General features: G+C 35.1%; 13 protein-coding genes and 1 pseudogene. 10 read left to right on the forward strand and 4 right to left on the reverse strand.

Translation table 11 applies throughout. The annotated features are described in order from the left end of the window. The first annotated feature begins 173 nt into the window (after positions 1-173). Complete coding sequence (gene ndk / locus HWX04_RS06770; RefSeq protein WP_175869395.1) at positions 174-596, forward strand: nucleoside-diphosphate kinase; 423 nt, start codon at positions 174-176, stop codon at positions 594-596. A gap of 308 nt (positions 597-904) precedes the next feature. On the opposite strand, the gene pgsA is transcribed toward ndk, so the two are convergent. From pgsA to HWX04_RS06785, 3 genes are all read right to left on the reverse strand, one after another. Beyond that, positions 905-1,486 carry a CDP-diacylglycerol--glycerol-3-phosphate 3-phosphatidyltransferase gene (gene pgsA, locus HWX04_RS06775; RefSeq protein ID WP_175869396.1) on the reverse strand — a complete coding sequence of 194 codons (582 nt, stop codon included), beginning with the start codon at positions 1,484-1,486 and terminating at the stop codon, positions 905-907. Positions 1,487-1,558: 72 nt separating this feature from the next. Continuing rightward, entirely contained in the window at positions 1,559-3,544 is a 1,986-nt protein-coding gene (uvrC, locus tag HWX04_RS06780; protein ID WP_175869397.1) for an excinuclease ABC subunit UvrC, read from the reverse strand. A 387-nt stretch (positions 3,545-3,931) separates the two neighbouring features. Then, on the reverse strand, positions 3,932-4,792 hold the full coding sequence (locus HWX04_RS06785) for a 23S rRNA (adenine(2030)-N(6))-methyltransferase RlmJ (protein ID WP_175869398.1): 861 nt from the start codon (positions 4,790-4,792) through the stop codon (positions 3,932-3,934). 1,121 nt (positions 4,793-5,913) lie between these two features. On the opposite strand from HWX04_RS06785, the gene tatA reads away from it, so the two are divergent. From tatA to HWX04_RS06815, 6 genes are all read left to right on the forward strand, one after another. After that, positions 5,914-6,225 carry a twin-arginine translocase TatA/TatE family subunit gene (gene tatA, locus HWX04_RS06790; protein WP_175869399.1) on the forward strand — a complete coding sequence of 104 codons (312 nt, stop codon included), beginning with the start codon at positions 5,914-5,916 and terminating at the stop codon, positions 6,223-6,225. Between the two features lie 70 nt (positions 6,226-6,295). Then, complete coding sequence (locus HWX04_RS06795) at positions 6,296-6,730, forward strand: twin-arginine translocase TatA/TatE family subunit (protein WP_175869400.1); 435 nt, start codon at positions 6,296-6,298, stop codon at positions 6,728-6,730. After that, positions 6,727-7,536, forward strand: a complete 810-nt coding sequence (tatC, locus tag HWX04_RS06800) for a twin-arginine translocase subunit TatC (RefSeq protein WP_175869401.1) — start codon at positions 6,727-6,729, stop codon at positions 7,534-7,536. The genes HWX04_RS06795 and tatC overlap by 4 nt, the downstream gene beginning before the upstream one ends. 35 nt (positions 7,537-7,571) lie before the next feature. Beyond that, complete coding sequence (gene serS / locus HWX04_RS06805) at positions 7,572-8,849, forward strand: serine--tRNA ligase (protein ID WP_175869402.1); 1,278 nt, start codon at positions 7,572-7,574, stop codon at positions 8,847-8,849. Positions 8,850-8,982: 133 nt separating this feature from the next. Further along, positions 8,983-9,642 (forward strand): protein-L-isoaspartate(D-aspartate) O-methyltransferase, encoded by a 660-nt coding sequence (locus HWX04_RS06810; protein ID WP_175869403.1) that lies wholly within the window; start codon positions 8,983-8,985, stop codon positions 9,640-9,642. Between the two features lie 167 nt (positions 9,643-9,809). After that, positions 9,810-10,985: a M23 family metallopeptidase gene (locus HWX04_RS06815; RefSeq protein ID WP_175869404.1), complete on the forward strand. Its 1,176-nt coding sequence runs from the start codon at positions 9,810-9,812 to the stop codon at positions 10,983-10,985. An 86-nt stretch (positions 10,986-11,071) separates the two neighbouring features. Here the strand turns inward: HWX04_RS06815 and HWX04_RS08715 are convergent. Next, a pseudogene (locus HWX04_RS08715) lies at positions 11,072-11,319 on the reverse strand (antA/AntB antirepressor family protein); the annotation flags it as partial. A 616-nt stretch (positions 11,320-11,935) separates the two neighbouring features. Here HWX04_RS08715 and yajC point away from each other — a divergent pair. The 3 genes from yajC (at position 11,936) to HWX04_RS06830 (ending at position 14,865) form a co-directional block, all read left to right on the forward strand. Continuing rightward, on the forward strand, positions 11,936-12,397 hold the full coding sequence (gene yajC, locus HWX04_RS06820; protein ID WP_175869405.1) for a preprotein translocase subunit YajC: 462 nt from the start codon (positions 11,936-11,938) through the stop codon (positions 12,395-12,397). A 455-nt stretch (positions 12,398-12,852) separates the two neighbouring features. Next, positions 12,853-13,239, forward strand: a complete 387-nt coding sequence (locus tag HWX04_RS06825; protein ID WP_175869406.1) for an Mth938-like domain-containing protein — start codon at positions 12,853-12,855, stop codon at positions 13,237-13,239. A gap of 765 nt (positions 13,240-14,004) precedes the next feature. Next, a complete protein-coding gene (locus HWX04_RS06830) occupies positions 14,005-14,865 on the forward strand; it encodes a phytoene/squalene synthase family protein (protein WP_175869407.1) in 861 nt (286 codons plus the stop codon). Positions 14,866-15,888: the final 1,023 nt, after the last annotated feature.

Below are 15,888 nucleotides of genomic sequence, written 5' to 3' on the forward strand. Positions count from 1 at the left end.
CCCTATAATAGAGGGGCAATTATAGGTATTTTTATTTCTATTGAAGCTTTCTTTATAATTCATTCTATATTTTTGAGAATTTGTATAGATTTTTGTAGAGTCACTTGGCAAAGGGCTGCTTGCTCGCTATAGATGCAGTCAGAGAATGTTATCGATGAAATAAAGGTGAGTAAATGGCTTTAGAGCGTACTTTTTCTATGATTAAACCAGATGCAACACGTCGTAATTTAACGGGCACAATTACCAAAATGCTTGAGGATGCGGGTTTGCGTGTTATTGCATCTAAACGTGTGTGGATGAGTAAGCGTGAGGCTGAAAATTTTTATGCTGTGCATAAAGAACGCCCTTTTTTTAGCGAATTGGTTGAATTTATGTCTTCTGGTCCAACAGTTGTACAGGTTTTGGAAGGAGAAAATGCAATAGCTAAAAACCGTGAAGTGATGGGTGCTACAAATCCTAGTGAAGCAGAAGAAGGGACTATTCGTAAGGTCCATGGTTTGTCGATTGGTGAGAATTCTGTCCACGGGTCCGATAGTGCTGAAACGGCAAAAACAGAAATCGCTTTTTGGTTTTCTGAGATAGAAATTGTTGGTTAATAAAAGCGTAAATAAGAAGCAAGAACCCAAGACATAGTGTTTTGGGTTCTTGCTGACAAAATTATAGATCTCTTTGAGAGATATGTAGTCATCGTTTTTTCCGCTTTTAATATTGCAACTGTTTTTGCAAGAGCCTATACCCTTTTCTTGAATATCTTTTATTGATGCGCACAACCATGTTTGTGATGTGCAAAAGGGGAGCTTGATTGTTTCATCATCAATAGATTTGAAATAAGTAGATTTATGATATCTCTTTTCTTGTTTAAGTTGCAGAAAGATAGATTATTATTAAAAATCAAGAGGCGATTTCATGAGATGACGTGTTTTAAACCTGCGCGAAAATAATCCCATCCTGTCCACAATGTAAGGAGGGCAGCAATCCACAGCATAGTAATGCCAAATTCCACTGTGTAAGGGAAAATTTTATTACCAGCTGACCCTGTTAAAAGAAAGATAATAGCGATCATTTGTACAAAAGTTTTCCACTTTGCAAGACGAGAAACCGGAACGCTCACTTTTAATTCAGCTAAATATTCACGTAATCCTGATACAAGAATTTCTCGGCAAAGAATGATAATAGCGGCCCACAAAGTCCATCCAGCGATGGTACTATCTGCGGCAAGCAAGAGCAAACAAGCAGAGACGAGAAGTTTATCGGCAATTGGATCTAACATGCGACCAATATTGGATGTCTGTTCCCAAATACGAGCAAGGTAACCATCAAAAAAGTCAGTAATGGATGCAATAATAAAAATGGAAACAGCAATCCAGCGTGCGATATCACTTGATTGTAGGCGTCCTTCTACAAAAAAGCACGCAACAACCATTGGGACTGCAACAATTCGTGCATAAGTTAAAAGATTTGGAAAAGAAAAAGTATGATTTTTCATAGAGCTATTTTAAATTCTTGTGAAAGAGAATATATTCCATAAACGTAACAAGGCTAAAGTAATGAAACAAGCCTATTTTTCATGAAAATGGTTGTGAATTTTTTGTGCAATTGACATAGAGATTCCTGTAACTTTTTTCAAATCTTCAAGTGAGGCATCAGCAACAGCTTTGGCACTTCCAAAATGGTGAAGCAATGCACGTTTTCTTGTCGGACCGATATTTTCGATTTCATCAAGTGGATTTTTGAATGTTTCTTTTTTTCGTTTTATTCTATGCGTTCCAATGGCAAAACGATGTGCTTCATCGCGTAGACGTTGCAAAAAATAGAGGATAGGATCACGGGGGGGAAGTGTAAAAGGAAGGGTACCTTTTATAAAAAAGCACTCGTGTCCCGCATGACGGTCAACACCTTTGGCAATTCCAACAACTGTAATCAGATTATTTAATTGTAATTCAGCAAGTATTATATGCACACTGTTGATTTGTCCTTCACCACCATCGATTAAGATAAGATCAGGCCAAATGGGAAAAAGATCATTCTCTTGATTTTGTATGTCATGACTTTTATTTGGCAAATTATGCTTTTTGATAAGGCGTGAAAATCTTCGTTTAATGACTTCTTTCATCATGCCAAAATCATCACCAGGTGTGATATCTTTTGAGCGAATGTTGAATTTGCGATATTGATTTTTAACAAATCCCATTTGACCAGCAACAATCATAGCTCCTACAGAATTTGTTCCCATAATATGCGAATTGTCATAGACTTCTATACGGCGCGGAGGAAAAGGTAGTTGGAATGTTTCAGCAAGTCCCTGAAGCAATTTTGTATGGGTGGCTGTTTCAGCAAGTTTATGTTCAAGTGCTTCATGAGCATTGAGATAAGCGTGATTAACAAGCGTTTTCCGTTCACCTTGCTTGGGTAAAGAGAGACACACTTTGTGATTTGCTTTGAGACTGAATGCTTCTGTAAGAAGTGTCTTTTCTTCAATTTCTTCGGATAAAAGGATGCTTTTGGGAAGTGGTTTGTCATCATAAAATTGGGCAAGAAAACTCGCTAAAATTTCAGTACGGGAAAAAGAGGGATCTGCTTTAGGAAAATAGGCACGGTTTCCCCAATTTTGCCCCATGCGAAAAAAGAATACTTGAATACAAGTCATTCCTTCCTTTTGAGCAATTGCAAAGACATCTGCTTCTTTTATCGTTTGAGGATTAATACCTTGATGGCTTTGTATGTGAGAAAGGGCTGATAAGCGGTCACGATAGGAAGCAGCTTGTTCAAAATCAAGATTTTTTGCGGCTTTATGCATAGCTTGAACCATATCATTTTTAACAGATTGATCTTTTCCCGAAAGGAATGCCTTTGCTTCTCTCACCAGTTCTTTATAATCACTATCATTAATTTCATGGGTACAAGGTGCAGAACATCGCTTAATTTGATAAAGCAAACAGGGGCGCGTACGGTTTTCAAAAATTGTATTGGTACAGGTCCGTAATAAAAAAGCGCGTTGTAAAACATGAATTGTTTGTGTCACCGCACCAGCAGAAGCAAAAGGCCCAAAATAATGAGCTTTTTGTGTTCGAGCACCACGATGTTTGTAAAGTGCAGGTGCTCGATGATCATTTGTAATCATGATATAAGGGAAGCTTTTATCATCACGGAGTAATACATTAAAATGTGGATGCAATCTTTTGATGAGATTCGCTTCTAAAAGGAGTGCTTCTGTTTCTGTGTGTGTAACGATAAATTCCATATGATATGTTGCACGAATCATGCGGGTAATACGATTATTGTGCCCTTGTTCACGTGCATAGTTTGAAACACGTTTTTTGAGATTACGGGCTTTGCCAACGTAGAGAATATTACCATTTTCACCAATCATCCGGTAAACTCCCGGTTTATGCGGAAGGTGTCTAACAAACTCTTGTATGAATTTGACACCTTGGAATTGATTTTTTTCATTGCTTTGATTGGCATTGTTCCAAGTAAGATTAGAGAGAAAAGAAAGCTTTTCTCGTTCATTTGTCGGATAATTTGTATTATTTCTCAGTATCATTCCGTTTATCAAGAAATGCTTTTTGTTGACTCTATTAAGTATTCTTTATTGATTAAATAATGATTATTTATGTCTTTAATAGCTTTTATCCATCAATAACACATTATAGCATAAGAGTGTGATTTTAGAGTGCCTATCTTTTATAAAAAATATAAGAGTTTTTATTTAAAACAGCTTTAAGAACGCGCCCATTATTCATTAAAAATGATTGGAATAAAAGATTCATAATAATAAAGGGAGGGAGAGATTTTTTAAAAGAAAGAAAATGAATTTAAGCTTATAGCTATTAGCTCGATGATATGTTGATATTATCTAAAAAATAATAGAATCTTACCGCCTTTATATCTTACAAAAAGCTATTTTTTAGGGAAAATATAAGAGTAAAATCTAATTTATATGTTCTTTTTGAAGCCATTTATGTGTTATTTGGGCATTTTCATCTTGTCCAAGACGGCTGATAAGAAAGGGACTGAGTTTTTTCATTTCTTCTTCCAACAGATAAGGAGGGTTGATAATAATCATCCCGCTTCCATTCATTGTAGGTGGTGTTGAGCTTTTTCGGATGCGCATTTCAAGCTGTAAAATTTTAGGAATTCCTGTTTGATAAAACGCGTGAAGAAAACTTTCAATTTCTTTATCATATTTAACGGGATACCATAAAGCGTAGATCCCTCCAGAAAAACGGCGATAGGCTTTCATTAATCCTTCGATAAGGCGGGAAAATTCTCCAGTTTTTTCAAAGGGGGGGTCAACAAGGATAAATCCACGTTTTTCTTTTGGTGGTAAATGAGCATTTAAGGAAAGCCAACCATCCAAATGCAGCACTTTTGTCTGATAATCGCCGGCAAAATTTTTTGCTAAAATATGATAATCTTCATTGTGCAATTCTATTGCAGTGAGGCGATCTTGTTTCCGTAATAATTGACGAATAAGAACAGGAGATCCAGGATAAAATACAATTTCTTTCTCTCTTTTATTGAGGGTATCAATGGTATCACACCATGGACAAAGAAGTGCTTTTAAATCTTCTGGAATAGGTGCTGAAAAAATTCGTTGCACACCTTCGCGCCACTCTCCTGTTTTATGGGCTTCTAAAGAAGAGAGGTTATAAATACCGATACCAGCATGCGTATCTATAACGCGAAAAGCTTTTTCTTTGCGTTTGAGATACTCTACAATGCGGGTGACAATAATGTGTTTAAAAACATCAGCAAAATTGCCAGCATGATAAATATGCCGATAATTCATGGGAGAAACTCTATCATAGGGATAACTGTATCAGGTTATTAACATAGAATAATAGAATTGATATCCATAAAAATTTTCTTTTAAAAATCAAACAAGACTCTCATAAAAAAATTATACACATAAAATATGAATGTCATGGGAGTATTTATTCATTAGAGTTTTAAATCTTTTATATGAACGTTGGAAAAGGAGAGGGAAAACATTTCAACAGAAGCTTTTTGCTGAATAAAGCTGACAGTTGGCATCGTCATATTCCTATATATTGCGGCTTACTTGCTAGCGTCCTTCACACTTAAGCTGGTCGATAAGAACCATTTTAATAGTTTTTATCTCTCGATGCTAACCTCGCTTATGATGTGAAAGTGGATGATTCTTATAAATTAAAATATTTTACGCGTTAATAAAACATATTCTCATATATGATCACGCGCACAAATGCTGTCTAATATGCATTTTGAGGGAGTCCATATTGCGGTGTTATACTTAAATATTTAGAAAAGCATGATATTGCACCTTTTAAAATTTGACTGATTGGTTACGATCATTACTCATACTGTTTATGAAACAATTGATAACAGGATTTCTGCAACGCAAAGAATTGTTGAAAATATTATTCGTAAGATGATAGGTTTTGAGGCAACTTGAATGTTAGATGATTAGCCCCAAAAAAACCTTTCAGGGAATATACTTTCGGAAAAACTTTCAGATACATGTAAATTTTTTTATAGAAGGTTATGATATTATTTTCATTGGTAAAGTTGATTTGGAACAGGTATTTGCAATTTCATGTACAATAGCGTTTTTAAAAGGAAAGATATTGGATACAGTATTTGCAAGAAGATAAGCAGTTCAAGAGATCATATGAAGTTTCTTTAGAAAAATTTTTAAAGCCTTTTGAACTTTGCGTGAAATCGTTTATCATTTTTGAATGGTTTGTTGCTATAATACCCTAAAAAGGGGATGAGAGGGTACAAGTTCGTTTAGTCCATTTCCATTCAAAAGCGTGTGATTGCTTTTAGGTTGAGAAAAAAATATATAAGTGAAATACGATTTTGATACTCTCTTCAGAGAAAGCATGAATAAGTGAGATAAAATTTAAAAGCATAGGATTAGAGAGAGTAATGGGCAATATTTTTTCACCAACACATTTGATTATAATTTTATTGCTTATTTTTGTGCTTTTCGGGCGCGATAAAATTTCTGAATTAATGGGCGATGTTGCTAAGGGAATTAAAGCCTTCAAAAAGAATATGAAGGAAGAAGAGGGAGGCATTGAGGATAAAGTTGAAATGGCTGCTCCTTCCCAAATAATTGATGGAGAATTTCAACAATCTCAGCCGTTATCGGAAAAACATGCAGCAACTCGCAGAAAAGCTCCTTCTGCTTCTAAAGGAGGCAAGGCATCTGTTGCAAAAAAACAGCGTGCCAAATAACAAACGTGTTAAATAACAAAAATGTTATCGTCATTGTGCATTATTTTTATGAGGAAGCCGAGTGTAAGCGATGTTTGGGATTGATGGACCAGAGCTTGTCGTAATCTTACTTGTTCTCATCATTGTCGTTGGACCGAAAGATTTACCTAAAATACTCAAGACAATAGCAAGGGTAAGGGCTTATGTGTATTCAACCGCAAATGAACTTCGTCACCAGTTTGATGATGTAATAAAACAAATAGAGCGCGATGATTTGCAAAAAACATGTTCGGATATTAACGATTCAAGCAAGATGTTGGCAAAGACTTTTGATTCCATTCAAAATGCATTAGAGGATATCCACGATAATTTGGATGTTAAGGCAACACACCATAGATTAGAAAAAGATAAAGAAATTTTGGAATGTGATCAAAAAGAAATCAAGGAAGATAGGACAGTATCTATAGCTTCTCATCATTCTGAAAGCATTTCTGTTGCTTCTAAAGATAAAGAAGATGTGTCATGAATGTAAAAAAAGATGAAGTTGATGCCAATATGACACCACTTTTAGAACATTTAATTGAACTTCGTCAGCGAATTATTTCTGCCTTGGTTGTATTTATGATCGCTTTTATGATGTGTTTTCTTGTTAAAGATTATATCTTAAATTTTTTACTATGGCCATATCAGTGGGCCATGAAAATAGCAGGAGGGCCTCCTGAGAGTATTCGTTTGCAATCAACGCAAGTATGGGAAACTTTTTTAACAAAGGTAAAACTCGCTGCTTTTGGGGGAGTTGTTTTATCTTTTCCCTATATGGCTTTTCAGTTTTATAGTTTTATTGCACCAGGGCTTTATAAAAATGAGCGCGCGGCTTTTTTACCATTTCTCATTGGGGGCCCTATTTTATTTTGTATTGGAGGAGCATTTGTTTATGCTCTATTGGCACCCATAATACTATGGTTTAGCCTTTCTCAACAATTTCTTCCAGATGCTCATTTAAAAATAGAGTTTATCGTGCGTATTTCTGATTATTTGGGTTTTATGACGTCGTTTATTCTCATTTTTGGTTTGATTTTTCAATTACCTCTTATCATCAGTCTTTTAACAAAAGTTGGATTTTTAACGTCTCATGATTTAGTATCTAAACGAAAATGGGCTATCTTGCTCTCTTTTATTATTGCGGCAATGATAACGCCGTCGGATTTTTTTACGATGTTTGCAGTAGCTTTACCAACGATAGCGCTTTATGAGATCTCCATTTTAATGGCTTACGGTATAGAAAAGAGAAAAAATCGGCTTAAGAAAATAGTGTATAATCTTACGCGATGAGAAATGAATAAAAACAATATAAATGAGGAATTTTAATGCTTGATATTAAGTGGATTCGCGAAAATCCTGAAAAATTAGATAAAGCGCTCGTAAGGAGAGGCCTTGAGCCACAAGCCGAAAGTTTAATACAACTTGATCTTGCACGCCGGTCACATGTTGCTAAGGTGCAATTGGCGCAAGAACGTCGCAATGCGATTTCAAAGGAAATAGGACAAGCTTTAGCTGTATCTGATCAGCAAATGGCTGAACGCCTTAGAGCTGAAGTTGAAGAGCTTAAAGTCTTTCTTTCTTCTGCAACAGCAGAAGAAAAACAGCTGACGGAAAGTCTTGAAAACATTCTTTCAGCACTTCCCAATATTCCATTGGATGATGTTCCAGAAGGTAAAGATGAAAGTGATAATGTCGTCATTCGACATTTTGGGACACCTCCAACCTTTAATTTTACACCAAAGGAGCATTTTGATCTTGGTCAAGATCTCAAGCAGATGAACTTTGAGCGAGCTAGTCGTTTGTCTGGAACACGTTTTACAGTGCTTTCAGGGGCGTTAGCGCGGCTAGAACGTGCATTGGGACAATTTATGCTTGATGTACATATCAATGAGCATGGTTATACAGAGGTCTCTGTACCTCTTCTTGTTCGTGATGAGATTGTTTACGGAGCAGCCCAATTGCCCAAGTTTGCTGAAGATCTCTTTCAAACAACAGATGGTCGATGGCTTATTTCTACAGCGGAAGTGCCATTAACCAATTTGGTCAACGACGAAATTCTTGAAATATCAGATTTGCCACTGCGATTTTCTTCTTTGTCTCCTTGTTTTCGTTCAGAGGCAGGAGCCGCTGGTCGTGATACGCGTGGTATGTTGCGTCAGCACCAGTTTTGGAAGGTAGAAATGGTCTCGATTACTAGTGAAGAGCAGTCTCTCATTGAATTGGAACGTATGACGGAATGTGCCGAAGATATATTAAAACGACTCGGTTTGCCTTTTCGCACAGTTGTTCTTTCTACTGGGGATATGGGCTTTGCAGCACGTAAAACGTATGACATCGAGGTTTGGCTTCCTGGTCAAGAATGTTATCGTGAAATTTCTAGCTGTTCCGTTTGTGGCGACTTTCAAGGTCGACGTATGAATGCTCGCTATCGTAAAGAAGGCGATAAAAAATTGCATTTTGTTCATAGCCTTAATGGTTCTGGTACAGCTGTTGGCCGTTGTTTTATTGCTGTGCTTGAAAATTATCAACAGGCTGATGGGTCAATTATTGTTCCAGATGTTTTACAACCCTATATGGGAGGCGTGCGTTATATTACTGCTTAATTTTGCGAAAGGAGAGACACTATGCGTTTATTGCAAAGAGGTAATGCTATGCAAACGCAAGGTTTTCCCATTTTAAAAGAAGTGGTTTGCAGGGACGATAAAAGTGCACCTCCATTAGAGAGCGAATGATACTATGGGGCAAAAGGGTATTTTACAATTTCGTGAGGAGTTGGCTGCTCTTGTACTGAAAATGCGTAGCAAAGGCGTTGATGATGTGCAATTTTTTTCGGCATTAGAGAAAATTCCACGTCAGCAATTTGTTTCTGCTCCTTGGTTTAATAGTGCTTATGATAATAAAGTTGTTCCCCTTGAGTGTGGGGAATATATGGAACGTTTGGAAGAACAACTCTTAATTCTTTCGGCATTATCATTGAAAAAAAAGCATCGTGTCTTAGAAATTGGTACAGGATCTGGTTTTTGTACTGCTTTTATGGCGTGTTTGAGTGACCGTGTGACGACGATTGATCGTTATAAAACGCTTGTTGATTTGGCACGCCAAAAATTTCAAACTTTGGGTATTGAAAATATTGTGATACGGCAGATTGATGGAAGTTGTAGTGTGACAGGCTTGGGATCGTTTGATCGCATTCTTATTTGGCCATCACGTTCTGATGAACCCAAGGAATTTTTAGAACTTTTAGCGGAAAATGGAATTCTCATTCAGGCGATAGGACCTGATGAAGGGGTACAAACGGTGACGCGCTATACAAAAATTGGTAGGCGATTTGAGTGTTTAGAACTGTTTCAAGTGCGTTATCAACCTTTTATTAAAGGTATTGCGGAGAGACTTTGATTTTTTAAATTTAAACAATAGCGCAAATTATTTCGCTTCTTATTTTTGTTAAAATTCATTTTGATCTTAATTGAAGATATTTATGAATAAAACATCTCATTTTAACACTTCGGTAATTTAAAAAAGCTTTAATGGAGTGAGTTGAGTATTGATGAGTGGGCAAAACGATGTGTTTAAAAGTTTTGGATAATATTTTCCGGCATAATTTTCAGAGAATAACTTTTTTAGCGATGGTCGTTAGTGTTGCTGGTTGTAGTTCTGGGACACAACGTTTTTCCAATATGGTCTCTCATCATAGGGTTTCATCTCAATCAAATATAGCAAACTCTACGTCTACAGATCCGAGCATGCTATCGTACGGAGGGGGAATGATGATACAAAGCACTGAATTGCCTCCTGTGGAGTCAAGTGATGTCGATGACAATTCTTCCTATAATTCTCTGCAGCAAGGTAGGGGAACTTTTTCTGATGGTCGTGTTATGGGGGCTCCTCCACGCAATCTTGGAACACTTTCCCGTTCACAAATGGATAACTCTCCTATTTTTCGGCGGAACTCTTATATTGTCCAGAGTGGAGATACACTACTCAGTATTGCACGACAAATAGGGGTTAGTGTTGAGGAATTAAAATCAGCAAATAGTATAAACAGCAATTCCATTTATATCGGTCAGGTCCTTGTTCTACCAAGCAGGCTTACAGTAGCAACTTCAAAAGCACCCCGTCATAACGATTGGGCAGCGTCAACAGCAGAATCTTCACTCCAATCTCAAGTGACGTCTTCTGTAAAGCAGAAGAAGGCTTCTCCTATATATAACGCTCCTGTAACAACGCCACCTTCTGCACAGATAAACAGATCAACTTCTGAAAAAAATTCTTCTAAACAGATGAGGCAATTGAACCATGAATCTGGTTTATCAAGTACTGTTACGAGTACAGATAATATTATGACGCCGCAAGCTACAGGAATTTCTAAGATGCGTTGGCCAGTACGAGGGCGTTTATTAAGCCAGTTTGGTCAAAAAAAAGGAACAATAACGAATCGAGGAATAGATATTGCTGTGCCTGAAGGTTCATCGGTAAAAGCATCGGAAAATGGTATCGTTATTTACGCGGGAGATGGATTAAAAGAGCTGGGGAATGTTGTTATGATTCGACATGAAAATAATATTATCACTATTTATGGATGTAATAGTAAGCTTGTTGTTAATAAAGGACAAAGGATAAGACGTGGTGATGAGATTGCTAAGTCGGGTGTTTCAGGAAATGTTAAAACGCCACGTGTTTATTTTGAGATGCGTAAGAATTCATTACCTGTTGATCCTCTTACATATTTAGAAAACTAATTGATTGATGACGTTAAATTTGAATAGTCTTAATAGTTTATAGAAATTTCATGAAAAAAATTTAWTTTCTTAAATCAATAGCACTTATCAGAACGTTTTAAATCTTCTAAAGATTCTGCTTTCGGTGCTAATTTTGCAATAACGTGGACTTTTTGCTCGATCTACCCTTGTAGATGATTCAAAAAACTAAGCAATGCTTGAGGAGTCGAATAATCAATTTGTGAAGTTGCTCCTTTTTTCAAAGCCGTTCACATTTGATGAAGTATTGGCGTGCTTCATGTCCTTTATCATTACGCTTGATCATCGAAAGGTGTTTGCTCATGTTTAACGTCATAAGTTAGCAGAAAATCATTGGTTTAGAAGAGCAGTTTGTTGGGGCATTAGAGATTATCATCTTTGTGTTTATAAAGTATAAGACAAAATAGTATTATACGATTTGTCAGCGCTCAATGTTGGCAATACTTTTGTATTTGAGGGGGGGGGGGAGAAGAAGAGATCTTTGACTTCTTATCATAAAGAATTTTTATCTTCATGTTCATTTCATAGGTGTGCTGGGCAGAAAATCATTTGGCTTAATTCAAAGAATTTGAAATGAGAGCATTTTACGGTATTTAGCTCTGTCATTCAACATTAAAAAATAATGAATTATCCCTATAAATTAAAGTTTTTTCATTAAAAAATTTTCCATTAGAAAAATTGTTTGGTATTATTTATTGAGTGAGTAAGAAGGCTTCTAGTGTAAGATATATAATAGAGAGGAATAAATCTGTTTTTTTAAGATTTTTCTTATTGTATTCTGTCTCTTAAGGATTTATTGCATTCTTATAACACTGAGATTACATTATCTTGTCATCACTTTTTATGATAAATTTTTGAGAAGATTTTTTCTAAAGCAAAATTTTATTTTAATAGAGTGGGAAATATCTGAAGTTTAATTATAGGAGATGAAAATGTTTATTACGAACGCTTATGCTCAAGGTGCAGGCGATGTTTCCGGTGAATTTTCATTTGTTAGCATTATCCCGCTCATTTTAATTTTTGCAATTATGTATGTTTTTGTCATCCGTCCACAGCGCGCACAAATGAAAAAGCGACAGGAAATGCTTAATGCAGTACGTCGTGGTGATACAGTTATAACAGGTGGTGGTATAATCGGCAAGGTTAAAAAGGTTCATGACGAGAGTGGTGAATTAGAGGTTGAAATTGGTGAGAATATGAACATTCGTGTTATTCGTTCAACATTAGCTGATGTGCGCGTTAAAGGTGAGCCGATTACAGAAAAAAAATCAAAGCTGAATGCTAAAACAAAAACACCACAAAAATCTAAGTCTAAAACGACTGTGAAAGAAAAAGAGAGTGTTTCTAAAGAGAAAAAAGCTTTATCAGAGGAAAATAAGGAAAATGCTTCTTAAAAAGTGTAAGAGCAATTTATACCATTTTAAAAAGCATTTTATAAAAAATATCGGAATATAAAGAAAATTTCACGAGGAGGGATGATTTTTATAGTCACTACAGAAAATGGTGTCTTTATTGTTTTCTGTAGCCTATTGAAATATTTACTTTATTTATGGGATATTACAGCAATTTTTTTTAAGAATGTCCTTATTTCTATAAAGAGAAGTTTTTTATCTTTACGTTAACTAAACAGAAAAAATTTTTAAAAGGCAGATAATTATAGCATTTAATTGCGGTTTATTGCTAACTTTTCAATATATTTTTGTATGACTAGGTCAAGGTTTTATAGTAAAATTTCTACCTCAATATTCTGATGAACTATGGTTAACATATCACTGTTTTATATTTCCGTTAACTTTTATGGTGAGAAGTAAAAGATAAGTGGGTTTTTAAAAATAAAGGGTGCTTGTTCATGTTCGATGCAATTCAAATTCGTGAAGCACATTTTCCAAGTCGTGCGCCTATTGATGCTTATGGAAATGGTGGATTTCGTTTTGCTGATATGTCACATAGAGGTTCTATTATTTGTGTTCCATCAGGAATTTATGGCATTGATATGGCACGGCCTATTCCCACTCAAGAGGATCTGTCTCGTGTTTTAGAAGAAGCATCTGAAATTGAAGTTTTATTAATAGGGACCGGAATTGAATTATTAAGATTACCTGAAGAGTTGCGGGTCCTTTTATGGGAAAAGCGTATTTCATTAGATACAATGAGTACGGGAGCAGCAGTGCGTACATTTAATGTTTTATTGGCTGAAGATCGCGCTGTTGCGGCATTATTATTTGCGGTAGAATAAAGTATTGTTTAATAAAATAAATATACCCTTTTCTAGCATAAAAGACGCGTATGATTATTTTTCTGTGTCTTAAAATATCGTCGTTTAAGGTGGTAATATAAGGAACTTAAGGTATACATAACTTAATACATTAAGTGTATTTTTAATACAGCAGCGAATATTCAGAGCTGGGCTAGTCTGTAGGACCTAGTGTATCATATAAGTGATAAGTCTCTGGCATTTGAGGTGATTCATAAGAGACGTTTTTTTCCTTTTTAAAAACTACCTAGACACTCACTCCGCGTGTGATGTGAAAGCGAATAGGTTTAAGATGAGAAAATCATATGATATTAGGATTTCTAATTCAACAGATAAAACAGTAAATTATTATTATAAATTAATTCGTTACGAACAATAGGAATCTGTTAAGAGCAATTATATTTTTGACAGACGGGTTCGGGGAAAAATCTTTGTTCCTTAGAAAAGGGAAGAGGCCAATCATTTAATTTTATAATCAGTGTATTTTCTATAAAAGTGCATTGTCATCTATTCAGTCAAAAAGTGTTTTACTGTTCTCTATTATCCTAAGTTTTATTACGCATGGCATGTTACGGTTAATTTTTAGTTGTTTTTACTATCAATGAAAGCTTCATTCATCATACATTAAGAGACAGATTTAAAAATCTCATTTTTTGAGCTGTATTTTCTTATCTCTCATTTTTTAATATGAATAAAAAGAGAATATTAATTTAATTGCTAAAAAAGGAACGTTAATAGGTCCATAGAATGCTAGGTTCTCTTCCTTATTGTCTTGATATTTTACGTACCATAGATCGTGATCGCTATATATCGGTTTTATTTGCACCTAAAAAAAAGCGCAAAGCATTGGCTGCTCTCTACGCATTTAATGCTGAGATTTCTCGTATTCGCGAAAGTGTTCATGATCCACTCATCGGAGAAATACGATTACGCTGGTGGTATGATTCTATCGCGCATGGTGAAATGCAAATGAGTGGAAGTAATCCGATTTTGAGTGATTTATTGACAGCAATGACTCTTTTTAATTTACCTAAGACAGCTTTTTTACGTTATTGTGATGCCCAAATTTTAGATCTTTACCACAACCCAATAGAAACGCTTCATGATCTTGAGCATTATTGTGGTGAGACAGCAAGCATAATTTTACAGCTTTCTTGTCAGATATTAGATCCCGATACAGCACAAGATTTTACAGATATCTATGAACTGGGAGGGATAGCTCAAGGATTAAGTGGTGTATTGCGTCTTTTATCATTCATGCAATCACGATATCACTATTATTTACCTACTGATATGCTGAAGGCTGTAGGAGTGAATAGGAAGGATTTAGACACTCGTCGTCTCAGTAATCAACAAAAGGGCCGTATTGTTGAAGCTATGGTAGCATTATCACATGATCATTATAGCAAATTTTACGCGTCTTCTCGTGCTATCCATAGAGCTCTTAAGCCAGCATTTCTTCCGTTAGTCATTATACCGGCTTCTCTTCAAAAAGCTCAACAGCTAGGGGCTGAAATTTTTCAAGAAAATGCAACTTTGCCATTGATACATCGCTATTGGTTGATAACAAGAGCAGCAATAAGCGGTAATTTTCCAAAGATATTGTAAAAGTATATAACAATGTTAGAGTTAGACTAATTTTTTCATATTAAAGATAAAAGGAGATACGTCATAGCAAACCATTTCCTTGTTATAAAAAACGTTGATGTGTTGGTTTTTATGAACGCAAAAGAATAAGGAATTCTACGATCTTTAAAATATGCTGTATTTCCTCATCAGTAAATTGTTTTATTCTGTATTTTAGATAGGTGAGAAGCAGAGAAGGAAAAATATGAGATAAAGATTTAATCCATTGGTTTATTTGATGAAGAATTTTGATATTGAGTGCTTCTCAATGTATTGGTCGCGTCTTATTTGCAAATGAAATATGATTTCTATTTTATTATGAGAGAAATTATCTTGACTGTCTATTAAGTCCATAAAAAAACGCTCATTTTTGAGAAATTAAAAGGATGAAGCCATAATTGATGACTATTATGATATATAAAAATATTGATTTATCATGAGAGGCCTCAAGGAAAGAAGATTTCCTCATTTTAAATCATGTTTAGAATGAATTTTAAAATAGTTTTTTACATAACATTAAGTGTTTAAATGAAAGTCATTTAAGAAAAAAGCAATAGGTTCCTTATGAATGAATATTAAGAGTAGCAATACGACGCGCTGTAAATGAAAAGCAGCTATTATTCATAACAGTTCATAAATTTTATGATATGTTTTATCACTCACAAATCGCATTGTTTTAAAGATTGGATTGTTAATCGCATTATCAAGCATAAAATTTAAAGATGTTATCGCAACATTAGATTATCCTATAAGAGGGTAATCATTTGAAACGGTTATAATATAATTGTATCAAAAAATATGCTATTATAGAAAAATAGAGATCATATAGTTTTCACCAAAATTGGCGAAAACCTTAAAATGCTATTAAAGGAATTAATCGTTTGAAACTTTTATAAGCTTATAGGTTTTAATTCTAAGGGGGCATAAAAGGATTTAAAGACAAAATCGTTTTTAAAGCGCTTAATAAAAATTTAGAAAATGATAGGCAGGCAATTATAGATACTA

This window comes from Bartonella gabonensis (genome assembly GCF_903679515.1).
Lineage (GTDB): Bacteria > Pseudomonadota > Alphaproteobacteria > Rhizobiales > Rhizobiaceae > Bartonella > Bartonella gabonensis.